This window comes from Cytobacillus sp. QJM3NY_8 (genome assembly GCF_056173585.1).
The window spans coordinates 2,974,538-2,993,218 of the sequence record NZ_CM149681.1 but is presented as its reverse complement, the minus strand read 5'-3'; the positions used below and the strand labels follow the sequence as shown (position 1 = coordinate 2,993,218).

Genomic DNA, 18,681 nt, shown 5'->3' with positions numbered 1-18,681 from the left:
AGGAAGATCCGGATGGTTGGCAATACGGTGGAATTGCACCCCAAAGTGATAGAATTTTTAAAAGAACCAAAAAAACTATTTATCAATGGAGAATGGGTTGAGTCCATTGAAGGAGATACAATTCAAACGATAAATCCTGCTACAGGAGAAGAGTTAGCTATTGTATATGCTGCGTCAGAAAAGGATGTTCATTTAGCTGCCGAAGCGGCTTCAAGGGCATTTGAAGAGGGACCCTGGCCGAATATTTCCTCTGCAGAAAGATCTAAGCTCATGCATAAACTGGCTGATTTAATGGAACGGGACATGCAGGTGCTGGCAGAGCTTGATACATTAGACAATGGGAAGCCAATTAAAGAAATGTTAACTGGCGATCTCCCTAATGCAATCGAACAGCTTAGATATTTTGCAGGCTGGACGACAAAGATGACTGGACAGACCATTCCTATTTCAACAACTCATTTAAACTATACTCACCATGAGCCAGTCGGTGTGGTTGGGCAGATTATTCCGTGGAATTTTCCCATCATGATGGCCCTATGGAAAATAGCTCCCGCTCTTGCAACAGGCTGTACTATTATATTAAAACCTGCAGAACAAACACCTTTATCAGCTTTATATTTAGCTAAGTTAATAGAGGAAGCAGGTTTCCCAAAAGGGGTTGTCAACATTCTTAATGGCTATGGAAAAATAGCCGGAAATGCGCTTGTTAAACATCCAAAGGTAAATAAAATTGCTTTCACTGGTTCAACACCTGTTGGTCGAGCCATTATGAAAAAAGCTGCAAACACGATGAAACGAGTAACCTTGGAGCTTGGAGGCAAATCACCAAATATTATTTTGCCTGATGCGGATCTGGATAAAGCGATACCAGGTGTATTTTCCGGGATTATGGCAAATCAAGGTCAAGTATGCTGCGCGGGCTCAAGAGTGTTTATACCAGATCTGGTATTAGGTCAATAAAGTAGACACAATTTTTATAGATTTTTATCTTCTACCGCGCTTTCGCTTGGTGGCCTCTTCATTCAGGTACAGAATGTATTCTGTACCTGAATGAAGAGGAAAAGTTATGTCTTTTACTTAACTTGCAGTCTTGTTAAAGTACATACGTTCGTATTCGGATGGCGAAAAATATCCATTTGCCGAATGTATTCTTTTGGCATTATAGAAAATCTCGATATATTCATAGATTTCTTTTTTTGCCTGTTCCCTTGTCTTATATTTTGTTAAATAGATTAATTCTTTTTTCAGTACACTGTGAAAGGATTCTATACACGCGTTGTCGTAACAGTTTCCTTTTCTACTCATACTTACATCCATTTGGTAGGCTGACAATTTCTTTTGGTAATCATTTGAACAATACTGGCTCCCACGGTCTGAATGGTGGAGGACCGATCCAAGTGTTGGCTGCTGGCGATAATAGGCCCGTTCTAATGCGTTAATAACCAAATCTTTGGTCATGGTTTTGTCGACCGACCAGCCTACAATTTTTCTGGAGAATAAATCCATTACGCTTGCCAGATAAAGCCATCCTTCTGATGTTGGAACATAAGTAATATCAGCCACCCAAACTTTATTCGGCTTAGTAACTTTAAACTCTTGATTAAGCTTGTTTTCATAGACAGGGAGTGTATGTTTTGAATTTGTAGTCGCTTTATGTTTTTTAACTGTCTTAGACCGCAAATTTTCTTTTTTCATGATACGGGCTACTGTTTTTTGACAAACAGATATTCCTTTTCTTTCAAGATCTTTGGCAATCTTTGGACTTCCATAAAGACTCCTAGATTCCAGGTAGGATTTATGAACGAATTTAACCAAAGTCTTATGTCGCTTTGTTTTTTCGCTTTCAGGGCGATCCACCCATTTGTGGTAACCGCTTCGGGAAACATTCATGACCTTGCACATCTTCTCCACACGGAATTTGAAGCGATTCTCATAGATGAATGAGAAAATTACCGATGGTCTTTCGCGAAGAAGTGCATAGCCTTTTTTAGAATAGCATTTTCCTCTTCCAAGTCACGAATACGTTTTTGAAAGGTTCGCATCTGCTGTTCCTCTGTCATTTTAGGAATGGCCTCATCCATAAACTCATCAGAGTATTTCTTTTTCCAATTATGAATCGTGTTGGGGCTGATATCTAAATCCCGAGCTGTTTGTGCTACTGATTTGTTTTGTTCAATCATCATTTGGACAGTACTTCTTTTAAAATCTTCATCAAATGTTTTTCTGTTCATGTAGACACCTCAATTTATTAGTTACTTTAATAATAAACTGTGTCTACTTTTGAGTCTAACAGCAATCATCTTTATAACCAGGTAATGGATAGAATGGTAGATTATGCAGAAAAGGTAAAACTGGGTAATGGTTTGGATGAGTCAACAGAAATGGGTCCACTCGTCTCTAAAAGACAGCAGGAAATTGTAGCATCCTATATAGAAAAGGGGATAAAAGAAGGTGCAAATCTTCTAATAGGCGGAAAAAGCTTAGACAAAGGTTATTTTGTTCAGCCAACCGTATTTGCTGATGTACAGGATGAAATGTCTATAGCCAGAGAAGAGATTTTCGGTCCAGTTGCAGCTGCGATGCCATATAAGAGTATCGATGAAGTTGTAGAACGCGCCAACTGCAGCCCATACGGATTGGCAGCAGGATTGTGGACGGAAAATTTAAAACATGCCCATACTATTTCAAGAAAATTAAAGGCTGGTACTGTGTGGGTTAATTGCTATAATATCACCAACGCAGCTGCACCTTTTGGAGGATATAAAGAATCCGGATTTGGCCGCGAGATGGGGTCATATGCATTAAATAGCTACACGGAAGTAAAGAGTGTATGGGTTAACTTAGAGTAATTAGCCTTACTTAATAGCCTTCAATAAATAGAATGTTAATCGAAGGCTGTTAGGTAAAATTCTTCTCGAAATGAAAGCGGATTCAATATAGAGGGAAAGGGTGTTTATATGGATGATACGAACCAACTTCAGCGAAGGTTGAAATTAAAGCATGTTGTCGCAATTGGAATTGCTTATATGTCTCCATTTGCTGTATTTGATACTTTCGGAATTGCTTCGGATGTATCCTCAGGGCATGTGCCGGCAGCATATATTATCGTTTTTACTGCAATCCTTTTTACGGCTTTGAGCTATGGAAAGTTAGTTAAGAAATACCCAACGGCAGGTTCAGTTTATACTTATACAAAAAATATTTTGAACCCATATTTGGGAATAATCGCTGGCTGGATCACTTTTCTTGCTTATTTAGCTTTGCCAATGATCAATGCCTTATTGGCCAAAATCTATTTATCTGCTGCCTTACCAGAGGTTCCCGATTGGATTTGGATTGTAGGGTTAATTCTTGTCATTAGTATTTTAAATATTTTTGGAGTAAAGCTGGCAGCTTCATTAAATATGCTGCTCGTTGCTTTCCAGTTTATTGTCGGAGTCCTCTTCATTTACCTTAATGTAAGATCAATTATTAAAGGACCCGAATCTTTAATTTCTATTAGTGAATTATTTCCGTCCAGTATGGGAATTTCCGGTCTATTTGCCGGTGCTGCACTTCTGGCTTTATCCTTTATCGGTTTTGATGCAATCACTACACTTTCGGAGGAGACGATTGAACCGAAAAAGACAATCCCAAGGGCGATTATTTTAGTAGCTTCAATAGGGGGAATCTTCTTCTTTACGGTAACTTTCTTTATGCAGTCCCTTTTTCCTGATGTATCTGTGTTTAATGATATCGAAGGAGCCTCTCCAGAGATCGCCTATACCATTGGAGGAAACCTTTTCTTATCTATTTTCACAGCTGGCGCATTATTTTCAGTATTTGCTTCCGGCTTAGCAGCTCAAGTAAGTGCATCAAGGCTGTTATATGCTATGGGCAGAGATAACGTTTTACCTAAAGGGTTCTTTGGGTATCTTCATCCTAATTTAAATACACCGGTCCCAAATATTCTATTTATTGGGCTTCTGGCGCTTTCCTCTCTTTTTCTGGATTTAACAATGGCAACATCACTTATAAATGTAGGGGCATTTACGGCATTTAGCTTTGTTAATATTTGTGTGATTGCAAATTATTTTAAAACCAATACAAAACGTACGATTGGATTCACCTTTGGAAACTTGATCGGCCCCCTGGTTGGACTTGGTTTCATTATATACCTATGGAGCAGCCTGGATTTTATGTCCATTATTGCAGGATTAATATGGACTTTACTCGGTATCGTTTATTTAATTATATCAACCGGCTTCTTTAGTAAAGAACCCCCAAAGATCGACTTTGAAGAGTTAGAGATGTAGCATCAACGTTTTGATTTTTTTATAGTAGTGTGTCTGAAACATCCCTAAACAATAAGGAGTGAAATGTCGATGAATAATAGATTGCGTAACAAGTTGTGGTTTTTGATTTTCATCCTTATTCCATTAATGCTCATACTTGGTGCCTGTACTGAAAAATCAGATGTAACCGCCAAAAAGGACACAAATTCTTCTGATAAAAAGGACGTGGAGGCATCTCATGATCATGCCTCACTTGTACTTAAAAATGGGAAGGTTTACACCATGGAAGAAGATCAGCCGCTTGCTGAAGCAGTTGCAATTAAAGATGGAGAAATCCAGTTTGTAGGAAGCAGTTCTGACGCGGAAAAATATGTGGGGGAGGATACTGAGGTAATTGATCTGGAAGGAAAGATGGTATCTCCTGGTTTTATGGATGGTCATACTCACCCGCCAGGTTTATGGACCTCCAAGCTTTTTGAAGTATATCTAGCAGAGCTTGAAAGCCATGAAGAATATGTCCAAGCAGTCGCTGATTTTAGGGAGAAAAATCCTAAGGCCAAAATCATTACTGGGGATGGATGGGTGAACGGTCCGTATGAACAGGCGGATGGTACCAACCCAGGCCCTAAGAAAGAGGATTTGGATGCAGTTGTTTCGGATATACCTGTTATGCTTTACTCTATCGACAAACACTCAGTATGGGTAAATTCAAAAGCGCTGGAGATTGCCGGAATTACCAAGGATACAGTGGTTCCTAAGGGTGGTATGATTGAGCGTAATCCTGACGGTTCTCCCCGGGGTGTGCTGCGGGAAGGAGCAATGGATTTGCTCGCAGATGTCCAGGCGCTGTCTAACTTAACGGATGAACAATATAAAGAGGCAATATTAGAATTTCAAAAAGAAATGCATAGCTTTGGTATGACAGGAGTCATGAATATGTCAGGCGGTGATAGAAGTTTAAAAGTACTGAATGAATTAGAAAAAGAGGGGAAGCTGACCATGCGGGTCGCCAATGCAATTGTATTTGGACCGGAAACTCAACCGGAAGAAGCGGTTGCGAAAATACAGGATGCTGGTAAAAAGTACAATTCAGATTGGCTTTCAGTGAACACCGTAAAATTATTTGCTGATGGAGTGACTGAAGGGAAAACAGCCCTCTTTGTTGAACCATATACCAAGAATGCCGGAATGGGATCCCACCACCACGGTGATGCGAATTGGAAAGAGGATACTTTTAATAAGATGGTCTCAAAGCTAGATAAGGAAGATATACAAGTACACATTCACGCAATCGGCGATGGGGCAGTTAAAATGGGCCTTGATGCCCTGGAATTGGCAAAGAAAGAAAATGAAGAGCACAATTCCCGCCACACGATTACTCATATCAGTGCGATTCAGGATAGTGACATCTCCCGTATGGCGAATTTAGGTGTTATTGCGAGCTTGCAGCCTTTTTGGTTTTACAAAGATCAGTACTATGACTTGGAAAAGGCCATGATAGGGGAGGAACGTGCATTAGCCATGTATCCGGCTAGAGAAATGTGGGATGCTGGAGTAACGATTTCCAGCAGCAGCGATTATCCGCCTACCCCTGATTATCGCCCATTGAACGCAATAGAAACAGGAGCTACAAGAAATAGTCCTTATCCAGAAGAGCAAGATACTGATTTGGTTCGCAACCTTGATCAAGCTCTTACTGTAAAGGAAATGCTGCAGTCATACACAAAGAATGTTGCTTATCAAATATATCGCGAAAATGACTTAGGCTCACTTAAAGCTGGGAAGAAAGCGGATATGGTTGTTCTTGGAGAGGATCTGACCAATATTGAACCAAAAAATATATCTGAAACCTCTATTGTTTACACGATAGTTGATGGGAAGATTGTATTTAAAGGGGAATAAAATAGAGGTTCAAATTAAATATAGCTGCCAAACCAGGCGGCTTTTTTCTTGTTGAAATAGATAGAATTGAATAGGATTATAAGCAAATCCGGGTTAAAAAAAGAAGGTATTGCTAAAGAAAATCTAAAGATTAATGGCAAATGGACAGATTATCAAGTATTAGCAATCATCAACGGCTTGGACGTATAAGCTTACTAATTATTATCCAGTTCCCTCTCATTAGTACAACTGGTAAAAACTCAGTTGGCTGACATAAATCCTGGAGAAGAACTGGATATTGGAAAATGCCCTCAAAGGCTCAATAATAATAAAAAAACGCAAGGTTAAAAATTGCCTTGCGTTTTAAATTTATATTAACAAGCAAATTAGTTTCCTATTCATTCCAAAATATTGTCACTAAATAATTTCATAAATTTATATTTAAATAGCTGGAAATGAAACTTTTTTAATTCCCTAAGTATTAACTCCCTAATTTATTGGAGATTCGCAAGCCGTATTCGATTACTTTTTCGATTAAGCAGTTTTGTCTTTCTTCTGTGATATTGAAATTAACATATCCGATGCTTATGGCTCCCAGGAGTTCATTGGCGTGATCGAAAATAGGCGCAGCGACAGAAGAGGTTCCAGGCGTTTGTTCGCCATGACTCTCCCCATAACCCTGCCTTTTCACTTTGCTTAATAGTTTAATAAACGAATCTCTATCCTCAGACGGGACTAAGGAATTAACAACTTTAACAGTCTCTGAGTTTGGCATATTAGCTAACAGCACTTTGTTGGCCGCCCCAATATTCAATGGAATTCGGATCCCCAGCTGATCATTAATTCGAATAGGATTGTTGAGACAATCAATTCTTTCAACCACTAGTGATTCTAATCCAATTGGCTTGCTAAAATACACACTCTCCTCCACCTCATGCATTAATTTTTCCATCTCTGGGCGAATCAGTCCAACAAAATCAAAGGTGTCATACATTTTAAGTCCATATTCTAACCAGGTGTTGCCCATAGAATATAGTTTCAAATCTGGATCCTGCTGAATAAGCCCGTGCTGCTTCATGGATTGCAGGAGCCGATGAAGTGTACTGACAGGCAAGTCGCATTCCTTTGATAAATCTGTAATGGAAATCCACATTCTTGTATCATTTTTAGACAAAACCTTGATTACCTGCATGGCACGATCGATTGTCTGCATCTTTTATCCTTCCATTCCTTTTAATTTGCATAAGTGTACTGAAATAAATTATTCAGTAAATTCAAAATATATTGACATGGAGAATCTATCACTATAATATCATATTATAAGTTTTCCTGTCAGAGGAAATCTATTCCGATATGTAGAAAAAGGAGGTTAAGCCAATTGGTGACTTCGATGTACAAAAAGCTAAACACTGTCATTGTAAAGCATCCAAAAGAAGCCTTTATCAGCCAGGAGCATTTAAGAAGTGAGTGGAAAAAGTTTAACTATATCAGTGAGCCGGATTATATGAAAGCCCAGAAGGAATACGAACAATTTCTATCCATAATCAAGAAGCATGTCGGCCATATTAAATTTCTGCCGGTTTCAGAAAAGGTGGGGCTGGATTCGCTTTATGCCCATGATCCCGTTAAATTTACGGAAAAAGGCGCAATGATTTTAAAATCAGGGAAAAAATTACGTCAGCCTGAAGCAGAAATTTATAAAGAATTTTTACAGGAAAAAAATATCCCCATTCTGGGAGAATTAACTGGTGATGCAATAGCTGACGGGGGAGATCTTGTTTGGCTGGATGACCGCACTTTATTAATTGGACGCGGTTATCGAACAAACGATGAGGCGATTCGCCAAATTAAAGAAATGACAAAGGATATAGTTGATGAATGTATAGTTGTCCAGCTCCCGCACGATCAAGGAGAAGAGGAGTGTCTGCACCTTATGTCATTTATAAGCATCGTGGATGAAAATCTTGCAGTGGTATATTCACGGCTTATGCCGGTATTTCTAAGACAGATGCTTCTGGAACGCGGCTTCCAGCTTGTTGAAGTACCGGACGATGAATACCGGCGGCTCGGCTGTAATGTACTGGCTGTTGCACCGCGCATTTGTGTCATAGTTTCCGGAAATCCTCAAACCAAACAGGGACTATTGGATGCAGGAGCGACTGTCTATGAATATGAAGGTAATGAAATTTCATATTTAGGCACTGGCGGGCCAACATGCCTCACATGTCCTGTGGAACGTGTTTAACCAAAGCTTACAAATCAGAGAAATGATGGAGGAATAATACATGTTAAGAGAATCGGCAACAAAATCAGCACAAGCTGCAAAAATGTTTCATAACACAATTGTAAAAAGACCCGGCTCAACTTTTATCAATGGATTAACAACATCTGACCTTGGAACACCTATTTTAGAAAAAGCATTACAGCAGCATGATGCCTATATTGAAGCACTTAAAGCATGCGGTACAGAAGTAACTGTGCTTCCAAGCAATGATCAATTTCCGGATTCTACCTTTGTAGAAGATACAGCTGTTTTAACTGCAGAGTTCGCAGTTATTTCCAACCCTGGTGCGGAAAAAAGAAATGGCGAAATTCACGAAATAGAGCCGGCAGTCAAATCCTTCTTTGATAAGATCTACTATATTAAAGCGCCTGGAACACTTGACGGAGGCGATGTTTTACAAATCGAAGATCATTTTTACATCGGAATCTCTGCCCGGACGAACCAGGAAGGAGCCGAGCAGCTTAAACAAATATTAGAATCCCAAGACTATAATGCTACCATCGTTCCATTACAGAAATTCTTCCACCTGAAAACTGGAATAGCTTATTTAGGCAACCAAACGATTGTCGCTGCAGGAGAATTTGTCAACCACCCGGATTTCAATACCTATCAAAAAATTGTTGTTCCTCCTGAAGAGGAATATGCAGCAAATTGCATTCGCGTCAATGACTATATCATCGTCCCGTCCGGCTACCCGCAAACAAAGCAAAAAATTAATGAGGCGGGATTCCAGACGATTGAACTTGATACATCTGAGTTCCGTAAACTTGATGGCGGTTTAAGCTGTTTGTCACTGCGTTTTTAAAAAATAGTTAAAAAAGAGTCATTTTATTTCGCATAGAAGGAGCGTTTAGTTATGACACAGCTAAGGTGGGGAACCCCAGATGCATTGCGCAGGTTATTGTGTGAAGTAGTAAGCTGGAAAAGCATGACACTTACGGAGGGAGAGCGTGAATTTTCTTTTAAGGTGACAGCGAAGCTCAGGGAGTTGACCTATTTTCGGGAGAATCCTGATCACTTGGGGCTCCATGATGCCGATTTAGGCCGTCGGTTTGTAACCGCTTTATATAAACACCCTGATGCCACGGAAACGATCGTGTTAATCAGCCATTTTGATACAGTAAATACCGAAGAATATGGCGATCTTCAGGAGTACGCGCATCTCCCGGAGGAATTGACGAAATTGCTTCATTCCAGGGCAGATGAGCTTCCGGAAGAAGCCAGGCAGGATCTTCTCTCGGGAGAGTTCTTATTTGGCAGGGGCACGATGGATATGAAAATGGGGCTTGTCATGCATATGGGATTATTAGAAAAAGCTACTGTTGAACGCTGGCCTATTAATCTAATTTTGCTGACGGTTCCTGACGAAGAAGTGAATTCATCCGGAATGCGGGCAGCTGTTCAGAAACTTTTAGAATTGAAGGAAAAACATCAGCTCACCTATAAGCTTTTCTTGAATGGGGAACCGGTATTTACGCAGGAACCGGGTGACAGAAACTATTATGTGTATTCAGGCTCTATTGGTAAAATCATGCCGGCCGCACTCTTTTATGGAAAAGAAACGCATGTGGGGGAACCGCTCAGCGGTATAACAGCGCCTTATATTGCCTCGTTTTTAACACAAAGAATGGAGTGGAATACAGCGCTGCAGGAATCAGAGAAGGGAGAGCAGACTCCGCTTCCGGTGACACTGCAGCAAAAGGATCTTCGTCTGGAGTATTCCGCGCAAACACCTTATCGTTCAGCGGCTTTGTACAATGTATTTTTAATGAAACGGAATGCCGGTGAAATCATGGATATATTCGAAAAGGTAGCGCTAAAAGCAGCTCATATCTGCAATGAAGCCTATAAAGAAATCTGCAGTGAACAGAATGTATCTCCCGTAGGTGAGGTGCGTGTGCTGCGCTATGAAGAACTGGAAAAGCATGCTATTCGAAAATTTGGTGCAGCTTTTGTTGCGGGCATCAAAGACTACGTACAGAAAAAAGCGGAATGGGATGACCGGGAGAAATCTATCCGAATTGCTGATGCGTTAATCATTAAGTGTCAGGAGCTGACACCCGCAATCGTTCTGCTTTATGCACCGCCTTATTATCCGGCAGTCAATTCCTCTGAAGATGAGCTGGTCACAGAATGCATCGAATATGTAAAACAACAAGGCTTTGAAAAGTTTGGACTGCCTGTTAACCAAGTTCACTATTTTAATGGGATTAGCGATTTGAGCTATGTCAATTATCAGGATGCTGGTGACGGCTGGATCGTATTTAAAGAAAACACGCCGGTTTGGGGCAGCAGCTACAGCATTCCATTCGATGAAATGACACAGCTTCAGGCACCGGTACTAAACGTAGGCCCATTCGGAAAAGACGCTCACAAACGAACCGAACGACTTCACATCAAAAGCGCCTTCGAAGAAGTACCTGCCCTTGTAGAAGGGATGGTCAAAATGCTGGCAAAAAAGCACCTAATGGTTTCAGGCGCAACTAGTTGACAAAATGGCGATTTTGTCCATGCAGGTGGACAATTCGCGCAAGCTTAATGTGCCTGATGCCAATCTAATTAAGGGATGTGATCTAGATGGTAGAGCAAGAGGGTCAGAAGAATCAATTAAACCGGTCGATGAAGCGCCGTCATTTGTTTATGCTTTCGTTGGGTGGAGTAATCGGGACCGGATTGTTTTTAAACGCCGGCTACACGATCAATCAAGCAGGGGCAGGAGGGGCTTTAATCGGGTATTTATTCGGTGGGGTCATTCTGTATCTTGTCATGGTTTGCCTGGGGGAGCTTGCTGTGTACATGCCAGTTACGGGATCGTTCCAGACCTATGCCAGTAAATTCATTAGTCCTTCGGCTGGTTTCTCATTAGGCTGGATGTATTTCATTGGATCAGCAACCACAGCTGGAGTAGAATTTACGGCTGCCGGAATTTTGATGAAACGCTGGTTTCCGGATATCTCCGTATGGGTATGGTGTGCAATATTCATCCTTCTTTTATTCGCACTCAATGCCTTAACAACAAGGGGCTTTGCTGAGGCGGAATATTGGTTTTCAGGCATAAAAGTTGTAGCTGTGATCTTCTTTATTATTATAGGCTTCAGTGCCATCCTGGGCATCATACCACTGGCGGACAGGCCGGCGCCATATATGGAACATTTAGCTCCTAAAGGCCTTTTCCCTGCTGGAATCGCCATCGTGTTTGTAACGATGATGAATGTTATCTTTTCCTATCAGGGATCTGAATTAATCGGGATTGCGGCCGGAGAGAGCGAGGAGCCTCAAAAGAATATTCCTCGTGCGATTCGAAATGTCCTATTTAGAATCATCATTTTTTATATTGCTTCTATTATTATATTATCCGCCATTTTCCCAACAAAAGAGCTCGGAATATTAGAAAGCCCGTTTGTAACCTTAATGGACCTGGCTGGAATTCCATTTGCCCCTGATATCATGAATTTTGTTATCTTAACAGCTATTTTATCTGTAGGAAACTCTTGTATTTATGCTTCGACCCGCTTACTTTGGGCGATGGCTCATGATGGAATGGCACCAAAAGTTTTTGGAAAACTCTCAAAACGGAAGGTGCCGTTCACTGCTCTAGTATTCACCATGATATTTTCACTTTTATCATTACTTACAAGCGTGTTTGCTGCTGAAACCGTGTTTGTATTATTAATGTCCATTGCTGGTATTTCTGTTACCATCTCATGGATGGGAATCGCGCTCTCTCAATTCATGTTCCGGCGTAAATATATAAAAGCAGGCGGAAAGGTAGAGGATCTAAAATACAAAGTCCCATTCTACCCAATCATCCCTCTGATTTGTATTATATTCTGTGTCTCTATTCTAGTATTCCTGGCCTTTGATCCAACTCAGCTGGCAGGACTGCTTATCGGAATAGGATTCCTGCTTGTCAGCTATATATTCTATTACTTCAAAAATCGAAAGACAGATAAAGTTCGTTCCAATAATGAGATTGGTGCGTGAAGGCAATCTTAGACATTTGTAAGTTTCTAAGTATCTAAATGAATTAACCGGATGACCATGATGGCTGTCCGGTTTATTAGAATTATAGAGGGATATTGTAGTTTTCATAATTACCTATTCGAATAAACACTTACTTTCAAACGAGTTGATTTCATAGCACTCATCTGATAATGAGAATTTGCTGTAAAAAGTAAATACCACATGTTCATTTGGCTAAAAAACATGTGGTATAACTTATTCCCATTAAATGCTTGAAATTAATTTGTCAAAAAGATAACAGAAATAACAATTAACCAGAAAATTATTATTGAGAAAACTTGTTGTTAAATACTTGAACAGCAGCCTCTGCAACCTGGATATCATGGGGAACTGTACTGCCGCTGACTCCCACGGCGCCTGCCACTTTTCCATCATTGACCAGAGGGATTCCTCCGCCAAAAACGACAAGGCGTCCATTGTTAGTTGTATTCAAACCATAAAGCTCAGCTGCAGGAACCGTTGCATCGGCTAAGTTTGCAGAAGGCATTTTTAAGGCAACTGACGTCCAGGCTTTATTTTGGGCAATTTCGATGCTGGCTAACCAGGCATCATCCATTCGGTGAACAGCAATTAGATTTCCACCCTCATCCACTACGGAGATAACCATGGAAACCCCAATTCTTTTTGCTTTTTCTTCAGCACCTGCAATAATTTGCTTAGCTAAATCTAATGTGATTTTGCTCATCTTAATGAACCTCCTAATCTTTTATGGTTAGATTACCGGGATCATATTTTTTCAAGCGTTTTGTTCACATACAGAATAATTTTTGCCTCAAAATTTGCTCACACATATTTTTTAGTGAATGCTTCTGACAGACTTTATTAATTAAATATCCCGTGAGGGTCAATAACAAATTTCTTGGAAGCACCCTGATCAAATTCGGTATATGCTGCTGGTGCCTGGTCTAATGAAATCAACGTTGCATTTACAGCTTTGGCGATTTGTGCTTTTTCGTTTAGAATAGCCATCATTAAGTCACGGTGATAGTTCATAACGGGTGTTTGACCAGTCACAAAAGTATGTGCTTTTGCCCAGCCGAGCCCCAAACGGACCTTCAATGTTCCGCTTTTCGCATCATTATCGACCGCTCCCGGATCACCAGTAACATATAGACCTGGTATACCCAGCCGTCCTCCGGCACGTGTTACTTCCATTATCGAGTTTAATACAGCTGCTGGAGCTTCACCTGCTCCAGCACCATGTCCGTGGGCTTCAAAGCCTACACAGTCAATTGCGCAATCCACTTCTGGAATTCCTAAAATTTGTTCAATTTGTTCCCCCAGATTTGGATGTTCTTTTAGGTTAACCGTTTCACAGCCGAAACTTCTGGCTTGGGCAAGTCGCTCGCTATTCAAGTCACCAACGATAACGACAGAGGCACCAAGAAGTTGAGCAGAATGGGCAGCAGCCAAGCCGACTGGTCCAGCTCCAGCAACATATACTGTAGAACCGGGCTTCACGCCAGCGCTTACCGCACCATGATAACCAGTTGGAAAGATATCGGAAAGCATCGTTAAGTCAAGAATTTTCTCCATGGCTTGTTCTTTATCTGGAAATTTCAGTAATTGGAAGTCTGCATAGGGTACCATTACATACTCGGATTGGCCTCCAACCCATCCGCCCATATCTACATAACCATAAGCGGATCCAGGACGATCCGGGTTAACGTTCTCACAAATATGCGTGTTGCGTTCTTTACAACTGCGGCAGCGGCCACAAGCAATATTAAATGGAACGGATACAAGATCTCCTTTTTTGATAAATTCAACATCGCGTCCAACCTCAATGACTTCACCCGTGATCTCATGGCCGAGAACGAGTCCCTCAGGAGCAGTCGTCCGGCCGCGAACCATATGCTGATCGCTTCCGCAAATATTGGTCGTAATGACTTTTAGAATTACCCCATGTTCACACTTACGGCCGACATTTAAAGGATTTACTCCGGGTCCGTCTCTTAGAATCAAATCCGGATAGCTAATATCTTCCACGGCTACCCGTCCTGCACCCCTGTAGATTACTGCTCTGTTTCCTGCCATTCTTGCATCCTCCATTCTATTTAAATAGTGAGTTGGTTATCGTATAGATAGAGTGTTTTTTAGGATGCTCCACCCTAATTTTATAAAAAACCAAAATCTCAATTTTCTCTATCTTGAATATATTCTAAAAAATAATCCTTTTTTATGGAAGAACGCACTTTTTTGTGAGAAGGTTACTAAAAGGATACTTTTAGACTGCAGGGAAGTGGAGGGGATATTATGGATGACTTGCGGAGCGAAGTGAGGAAGAAAATTGAAAATAGAGAATTTAATTGTGAAAAAGAATTGACATTATCCCTTATTAGCGGCAAGTGGAAAATAACGATTATATACTATTTAGGAACTGACGGGACTTTACGATTCAGTGAAATTAAGCGTCTGTTTCCAAAAATCACCCACAAGGTATTGACAACTCAGATTAGAGAATTAGAGGAAGATGGGATAGTTCATCGGAAAGTTTTCCCGGAAGTCCCGCCTAGAGTGGAATATTCATTAACAGAATTAGGGCAAAGCTTAATGCCGGTTATTTTAATGATGTACGATTGGGGGAAAGAAAATATAAAAACATTCATAAAATAGGTTGACAATGTATGGATTTATTTAAGAGATGCTGACTTTGTGACGTCCTATAGAGAGCAGGTATAACGCAGTTTCATATTGTTGAGAGGATAAAAAAGTTATGTTTCAGATTTTCAATATAGCTCCAATACTATGCTTTATTTGAAAGAGGGATATTATGATTCCAGGTTCATGGAGAGCGTTAGGATGGATTGGATTAGCTGAATTATGCGCATTAAGCTTGTGGTTTAGTGCTTCTGTTATAGCCCCTGAACTGATTCAAGTATGGAATCTTAGCTCCAGCTCAGAAGCATGGCTGTCTGCTTCTGTCCCAATTGGCTTTGTAATGGGTGCATTAGTTAGTTCATATTTTGGGATAGCAGATCGTTTTAATCCCCGAAAGGTTCTTGCCGTTTCAGCGTTTCTGGGTGCGCTATTGAATGCCTTGCTTTTATTGGCAGATCAGGCTTTTTTCGGTATTCTGCTTAGGATATTAACCGGTGTATCACTCGCTGGTGTATACCCGACAGCTGTTAAAATTTTATCTCAATGGTTTCCGAAAAAACGCGGGCTTGCAGTTGGTATATTAATAGCCGCCTTAACTCTAGGATCCTCTTTGCCACATTTTATTGTTATATTCTCTTCTTCTTTAAATTGGCAATTAGTGATTATTTGCAGTTCAATATTGGCTCTCCTGGCAGCTGTAATTGTCAATTGGGTTTTAACAGATGCTCCAGTAACAACGAAAAAATTACCTTTCTCTTTTAAATTAATAAAAAAGGTAGTTTCGAATAAACCAGTAATGCTTGCGAACTACGGTTATTTTGGGCATATGTGGGAATTGTATGCGATGTGGACGTGGATTCCCATCTTTTTGACTGCTAGTTTTACAAGCTATTCTCCAGGGATTCCTCCCTGGTTCATTGCATTGTCCTCTTTTATTATTATCGGAATTGCAGGGGGGATTGGCTGTGTAGCAGGCGGGCTAGTCTCAGATAAAATTGGAAGAGCAAATCTAACGATTATTTCTATGTGTATCAGTGCCATTTGCTGTATCTTGATTGGCTTTACTTTTGGTCAATATATTTGGTTAACTCTACTCCTTTCTATCATTTGGGGAATGTCTGTCATCGCAGATTCTGCCCAGTTTTCTGCCGCAGTTTCAGAAGTTGCAGAAGTTGAGTATGTAGGAACAGCCCTGACTTTTCAAATGTGCATTGGTTTCCTGATCACTATATTTTCTATAAATTTAATCCCAATTATACAGAGGTTAGTTGGCTGGGAGTGGGTCTTTGCCTGTTTAGCGATTGGACCAATTATTGGCATGGTATCTATGGTCCAGTATAAACGGCATGATTTTAATAATGTCAAAGGGACAATCGGTCATTTTAAATAAATTAAACAACATCTATTTGGTCTAACTTTGTGAATTATATCCCAGCAAAAATTAACTCCTGAATAGCAGAAATAAGGTCTTTTTACCAAATCCTATTTCAAAAAGTCAAAGGCATTAACATAGCATTTAAAAAATTAAGAAAAAAATAATATGTCAAAATTGGTCATTATATGTTATATTAGTAAAAAATTAATATATCAATTTGAATAAGTGCTCACTTTGGTGAGGTAAAAGGGAAACCAGTGAAAGTCTGGTACAGCCCCCGCTACTGTAAAAGCTGATGAAATTACAATGCCACTGAGAAATCGGGAAGGTGTAAGAGTAAGAAGAAGCTTAAGTCAGGAAACCTGCTTATTTAAACGACACTTGCTTTTCGGAGGGAGAAGTATAGGCGGGACAATTATGATCAATTGTTTTTGAGTTTCAGTATGCTAATTTTTATACTGTCATTTCATATGCCTGTATTCCTTTGAAAAGGAGTGCAGGCATTTTTTATTTGGCAAGAAGCAATGAATTTTGAGAATTGTCCGGCGCAGGGCGCCTGCTAAGAGCAGCACGGCAGCAGGCAAGGCGCATGTGCTTTTCTTAATTGGAGGTTACCTATGAAGAAGGGAAAAATCTTTGTTGTCGGCTTCGGTCCGGGCGATCGTGAGCATATAACCAAACGGGCTGTGGATGCGCTGCAGCAGAGTGATTGCATTATTGGCTACAAAACTTACGTAGATCTGATCATGCCATTCGTTACAGCAAGTTCCATTGTGAGCACGGGGATGACTGAGGAGGTATCCCGTGCGCAGGATGCAGTGAAAAGAGCGGAAGCCGGCCATATTGTTTCCGTGATATCGAGCGGTGACTCGGGTGTATACGGCATGGCTGGCTTAGTGTATGAAGTGCTGATCGAAATGGGCTGGACGGAAGAAGAAGGAATCGAAGTGGAAATTGTTCCGGGCATCTCTGCGATTAATTCATGTGCGAGTTTACTGGGGGCACCTGTCATGCATGACTCCTGCACCATCAGTCTGAGTGATCATTTAACACCCTGGACTGTGATCGAAAAGCGCATTGAAGCAGCCGGGATGGCGGATTTTGTCATCGCATTATATAACCCGAAAAGCGGCAGAAGGACACGGCAGATTGTCGAGGCACAAAGGATCCTATTAAAATATCGTTCTCCTGATACACCAGTGGGTCTTGTGAAAAGTGCTTACCGCGAGAATCAGAATGTCATTCTGACTACACTGGCGGAAATGCTTGATCACGATATAGGCATGCTGACAACGGTTGTGATCGGGAATTCCTCCACTTTCTTTTATGACAATAAAATCATTACGCCTCGCGGATATCAAAGAAAGTATACGCTCGGTGAAGAGAAGCAAAGCTTAAAGCCGCATCAGCGTTTAAAAAAGGAAGCGGAGCCATGGGCATTAAATCAGGAAACCGGGGAAGCACAGGCCGGCTACGAGCAGATCCAGAGAAGAAAACAAGAAGCCAGCTCAATGGATATGGCTTTAAAGGCTTTATCGATGGCAACGAAATCGGGGATTGACCAAACACATTTGGTGCAGCAGCCAATCGAAGATATTTTTGAATTTGCAGTAACGCCTGGGGTTGCCAATAAATTTATTACACCAGACCAAATGCGCGTATTGGCAGAAGCTGTTGGCGAGAAAGGCACCATGGAATATACACCGGATCACCGATTTTTAATCAAGATTCCAACTGGACGGCCTCAGTCGATTGTGGAAAAACTCGAACAAAGCCAACTGACAGTCATGCCAGTGGGCGATGTTCTAAATGTAAAAGCCTGCGATTTTTGCTACGGGGAGAAAGCAGAATCCATTCCATATGCAGAGAAAATTGCAGCTGAACTGGGGGGCTTAAAGCTTCCAAAGGAACTGCATATTGGTTTTAACGGCTGCGGTATGGCCTGTTATCGGGCCGTATTTGATGATATCGGCATAGTTTACCGCAAGAAGAAGTTTGATCTATTTATCGGGGCAAAGCCGGTTGGCCGTACAGCCCATGCTGCCCAGCCGGTGGCAGAGGGAATTGAGCCCGATCAGCTGGTGCCGTTATTAAAGGAGATTATCGAAGAATACAAAGAAAATGCGCATCCAAATGAACGGCTTTTTAAATATTTTAAGCGTGTGAAAAAAATTCAGTATTTTACCTATCAGGATATGAGCTCCAAGATCGAAGTCGAACCGGCACCATGCGGGGATTAGGGG

General features: G+C 40.9%; 13 protein-coding genes, 3 pseudogenes and 1 riboswitch. Of the genes and pseudogenes, 12 read left to right on the top strand and 4 right to left on the bottom strand.

The annotated features are described in order from the left end of the window. Positions 1-12: 12 nt before the first annotated feature. Positions 13-939, top strand: a pseudogene (locus AC0VZ9_RS15545) (aldehyde dehydrogenase family protein); the annotation flags it as partial. A 138-nt stretch (positions 940-1,077) separates the two neighbouring features. On the opposite strand, the gene AC0VZ9_RS15540 reads toward AC0VZ9_RS15545, so the two are convergent. Then, positions 1,078-2,231, bottom strand: a protein-coding gene (locus tag AC0VZ9_RS15540; RefSeq protein WP_475396411.1) for an IS3 family transposase whose coding sequence is annotated in 2 segments (ribosomal slippage) — positions 1,078-1,979 and positions 1,979-2,231 — 1,155 coding nt in all. Because the reading frame shifts where the segments join, the coding sequence is not laid out codon by codon here. 69 nt (positions 2,232-2,300) lie between these two features. Here AC0VZ9_RS15540 and AC0VZ9_RS15535 point away from each other — a divergent pair. The 4 genes and pseudogenes from AC0VZ9_RS15535 to AC0VZ9_RS15520 form a co-directional block, all read left to right on the top strand. Then, positions 2,301-2,849: pseudogene (locus tag AC0VZ9_RS15535) on the top strand (aldehyde dehydrogenase family protein); the annotation flags it as partial. Between the two features lie 108 nt (positions 2,850-2,957). Continuing rightward, positions 2,958-4,295: an APC family permease gene (locus AC0VZ9_RS15530; RefSeq protein ID WP_009334084.1), complete on the top strand. Its 1,338-nt coding sequence runs from the start codon at positions 2,958-2,960 to the stop codon at positions 4,293-4,295. A 69-nt stretch (positions 4,296-4,364) separates the two neighbouring features. Then, positions 4,365-6,176: an amidohydrolase gene (locus tag AC0VZ9_RS15525; RefSeq protein WP_034296888.1), complete on the top strand. Its 1,812-nt coding sequence runs from the start codon at positions 4,365-4,367 to the stop codon at positions 6,174-6,176. 84 nt (positions 6,177-6,260) lie between these two features. Then, positions 6,261-6,365 (top strand): annotated as a pseudogene (locus tag AC0VZ9_RS15520) (GNAT family N-acetyltransferase); the annotation flags it as partial. A 271-nt stretch (positions 6,366-6,636) separates the two neighbouring features. On the opposite strand, the gene AC0VZ9_RS15515 reads toward AC0VZ9_RS15520, so the two are convergent. Continuing rightward, positions 6,637-7,368: an IclR family transcriptional regulator gene (locus AC0VZ9_RS15515; protein WP_009334088.1), complete on the bottom strand. Its 732-nt coding sequence runs from the start codon at positions 7,366-7,368 to the stop codon at positions 6,637-6,639. 177 nt (positions 7,369-7,545) lie between these two features. Here AC0VZ9_RS15515 and AC0VZ9_RS15510 point away from each other — a divergent pair, with 177 nt between their 5' ends. The 4 genes from AC0VZ9_RS15510 to AC0VZ9_RS15495 all read left to right on the top strand — a co-directional run bounded on the left by AC0VZ9_RS15510 (position 7,546) and on the right by AC0VZ9_RS15495 (position 12,423). Continuing rightward, positions 7,546-8,400, top strand: coding sequence for a dimethylarginine dimethylaminohydrolase family protein (locus AC0VZ9_RS15510; RefSeq protein ID WP_071158387.1), 855 nt, complete (start codon positions 7,546-7,548; stop codon positions 8,398-8,400). Between the two features lie 40 nt (positions 8,401-8,440). Next, on the top strand, positions 8,441-9,244 hold the full coding sequence (locus AC0VZ9_RS15505) for a dimethylarginine dimethylaminohydrolase family protein (protein ID WP_285838826.1): 804 nt from the start codon (positions 8,441-8,443) through the stop codon (positions 9,242-9,244). A 51-nt stretch (positions 9,245-9,295) separates the two neighbouring features. After that, positions 9,296-10,930: a M20 family metallopeptidase gene (locus tag AC0VZ9_RS15500; protein WP_071158356.1), complete on the top strand. Its 1,635-nt coding sequence runs from the start codon at positions 9,296-9,298 to the stop codon at positions 10,928-10,930. 86 nt (positions 10,931-11,016) lie between these two features. Then, positions 11,017-12,423, top strand: coding sequence for an amino acid permease (locus tag AC0VZ9_RS15495; RefSeq protein WP_009334096.1), 1,407 nt, complete (start codon positions 11,017-11,019; stop codon positions 12,421-12,423). A 304-nt stretch (positions 12,424-12,727) separates the two neighbouring features. Here AC0VZ9_RS15495 and AC0VZ9_RS15490 read toward each other — a convergent pair whose 3' ends face one another. Then, on the bottom strand, positions 12,728-13,147 hold the full coding sequence (locus AC0VZ9_RS15490) for a GlcG/HbpS family heme-binding protein (protein WP_009334098.1): 420 nt from the start codon (positions 13,145-13,147) through the stop codon (positions 12,728-12,730). 137 nt (positions 13,148-13,284) lie between these two features. Further along, complete coding sequence (gene fdhA / locus AC0VZ9_RS15485; RefSeq protein ID WP_009334100.1) at positions 13,285-14,499, bottom strand: formaldehyde dehydrogenase, glutathione-independent; 1,215 nt, start codon at positions 14,497-14,499, stop codon at positions 13,285-13,287. A gap of 219 nt (positions 14,500-14,718) precedes the next feature. On the opposite strand from fdhA, the gene AC0VZ9_RS15480 reads away from it, so the two are divergent. From AC0VZ9_RS15480 to cobJ, 3 genes are all read left to right on the top strand, one after another. Beyond that, complete coding sequence (locus AC0VZ9_RS15480) at positions 14,719-15,078, top strand: winged helix-turn-helix transcriptional regulator (RefSeq protein ID WP_009334102.1); 360 nt, start codon at positions 14,719-14,721, stop codon at positions 15,076-15,078. A 157-nt stretch (positions 15,079-15,235) separates the two neighbouring features. After that, entirely contained in the window at positions 15,236-16,453 is a 1,218-nt protein-coding gene (locus AC0VZ9_RS15475) for an MFS transporter (RefSeq protein WP_009334104.1), read from the top strand. 191 nt (positions 16,454-16,644) lie between these two features. After that, positions 16,645-16,822, top strand: a riboswitch (cobalamin riboswitch). Between the two features lie 233 nt (positions 16,823-17,055). Next, the gene (gene cobJ / locus AC0VZ9_RS15470; protein WP_251267294.1) at positions 17,056-18,678 is read left to right on the top strand and encodes a precorrin-3B C(17)-methyltransferase; all 1,623 of its coding nucleotides are present in this window, start codon (positions 17,056-17,058) and stop codon (positions 18,676-18,678) included. The last annotated feature ends 3 nt before the right edge of the window (positions 18,679-18,681 follow it).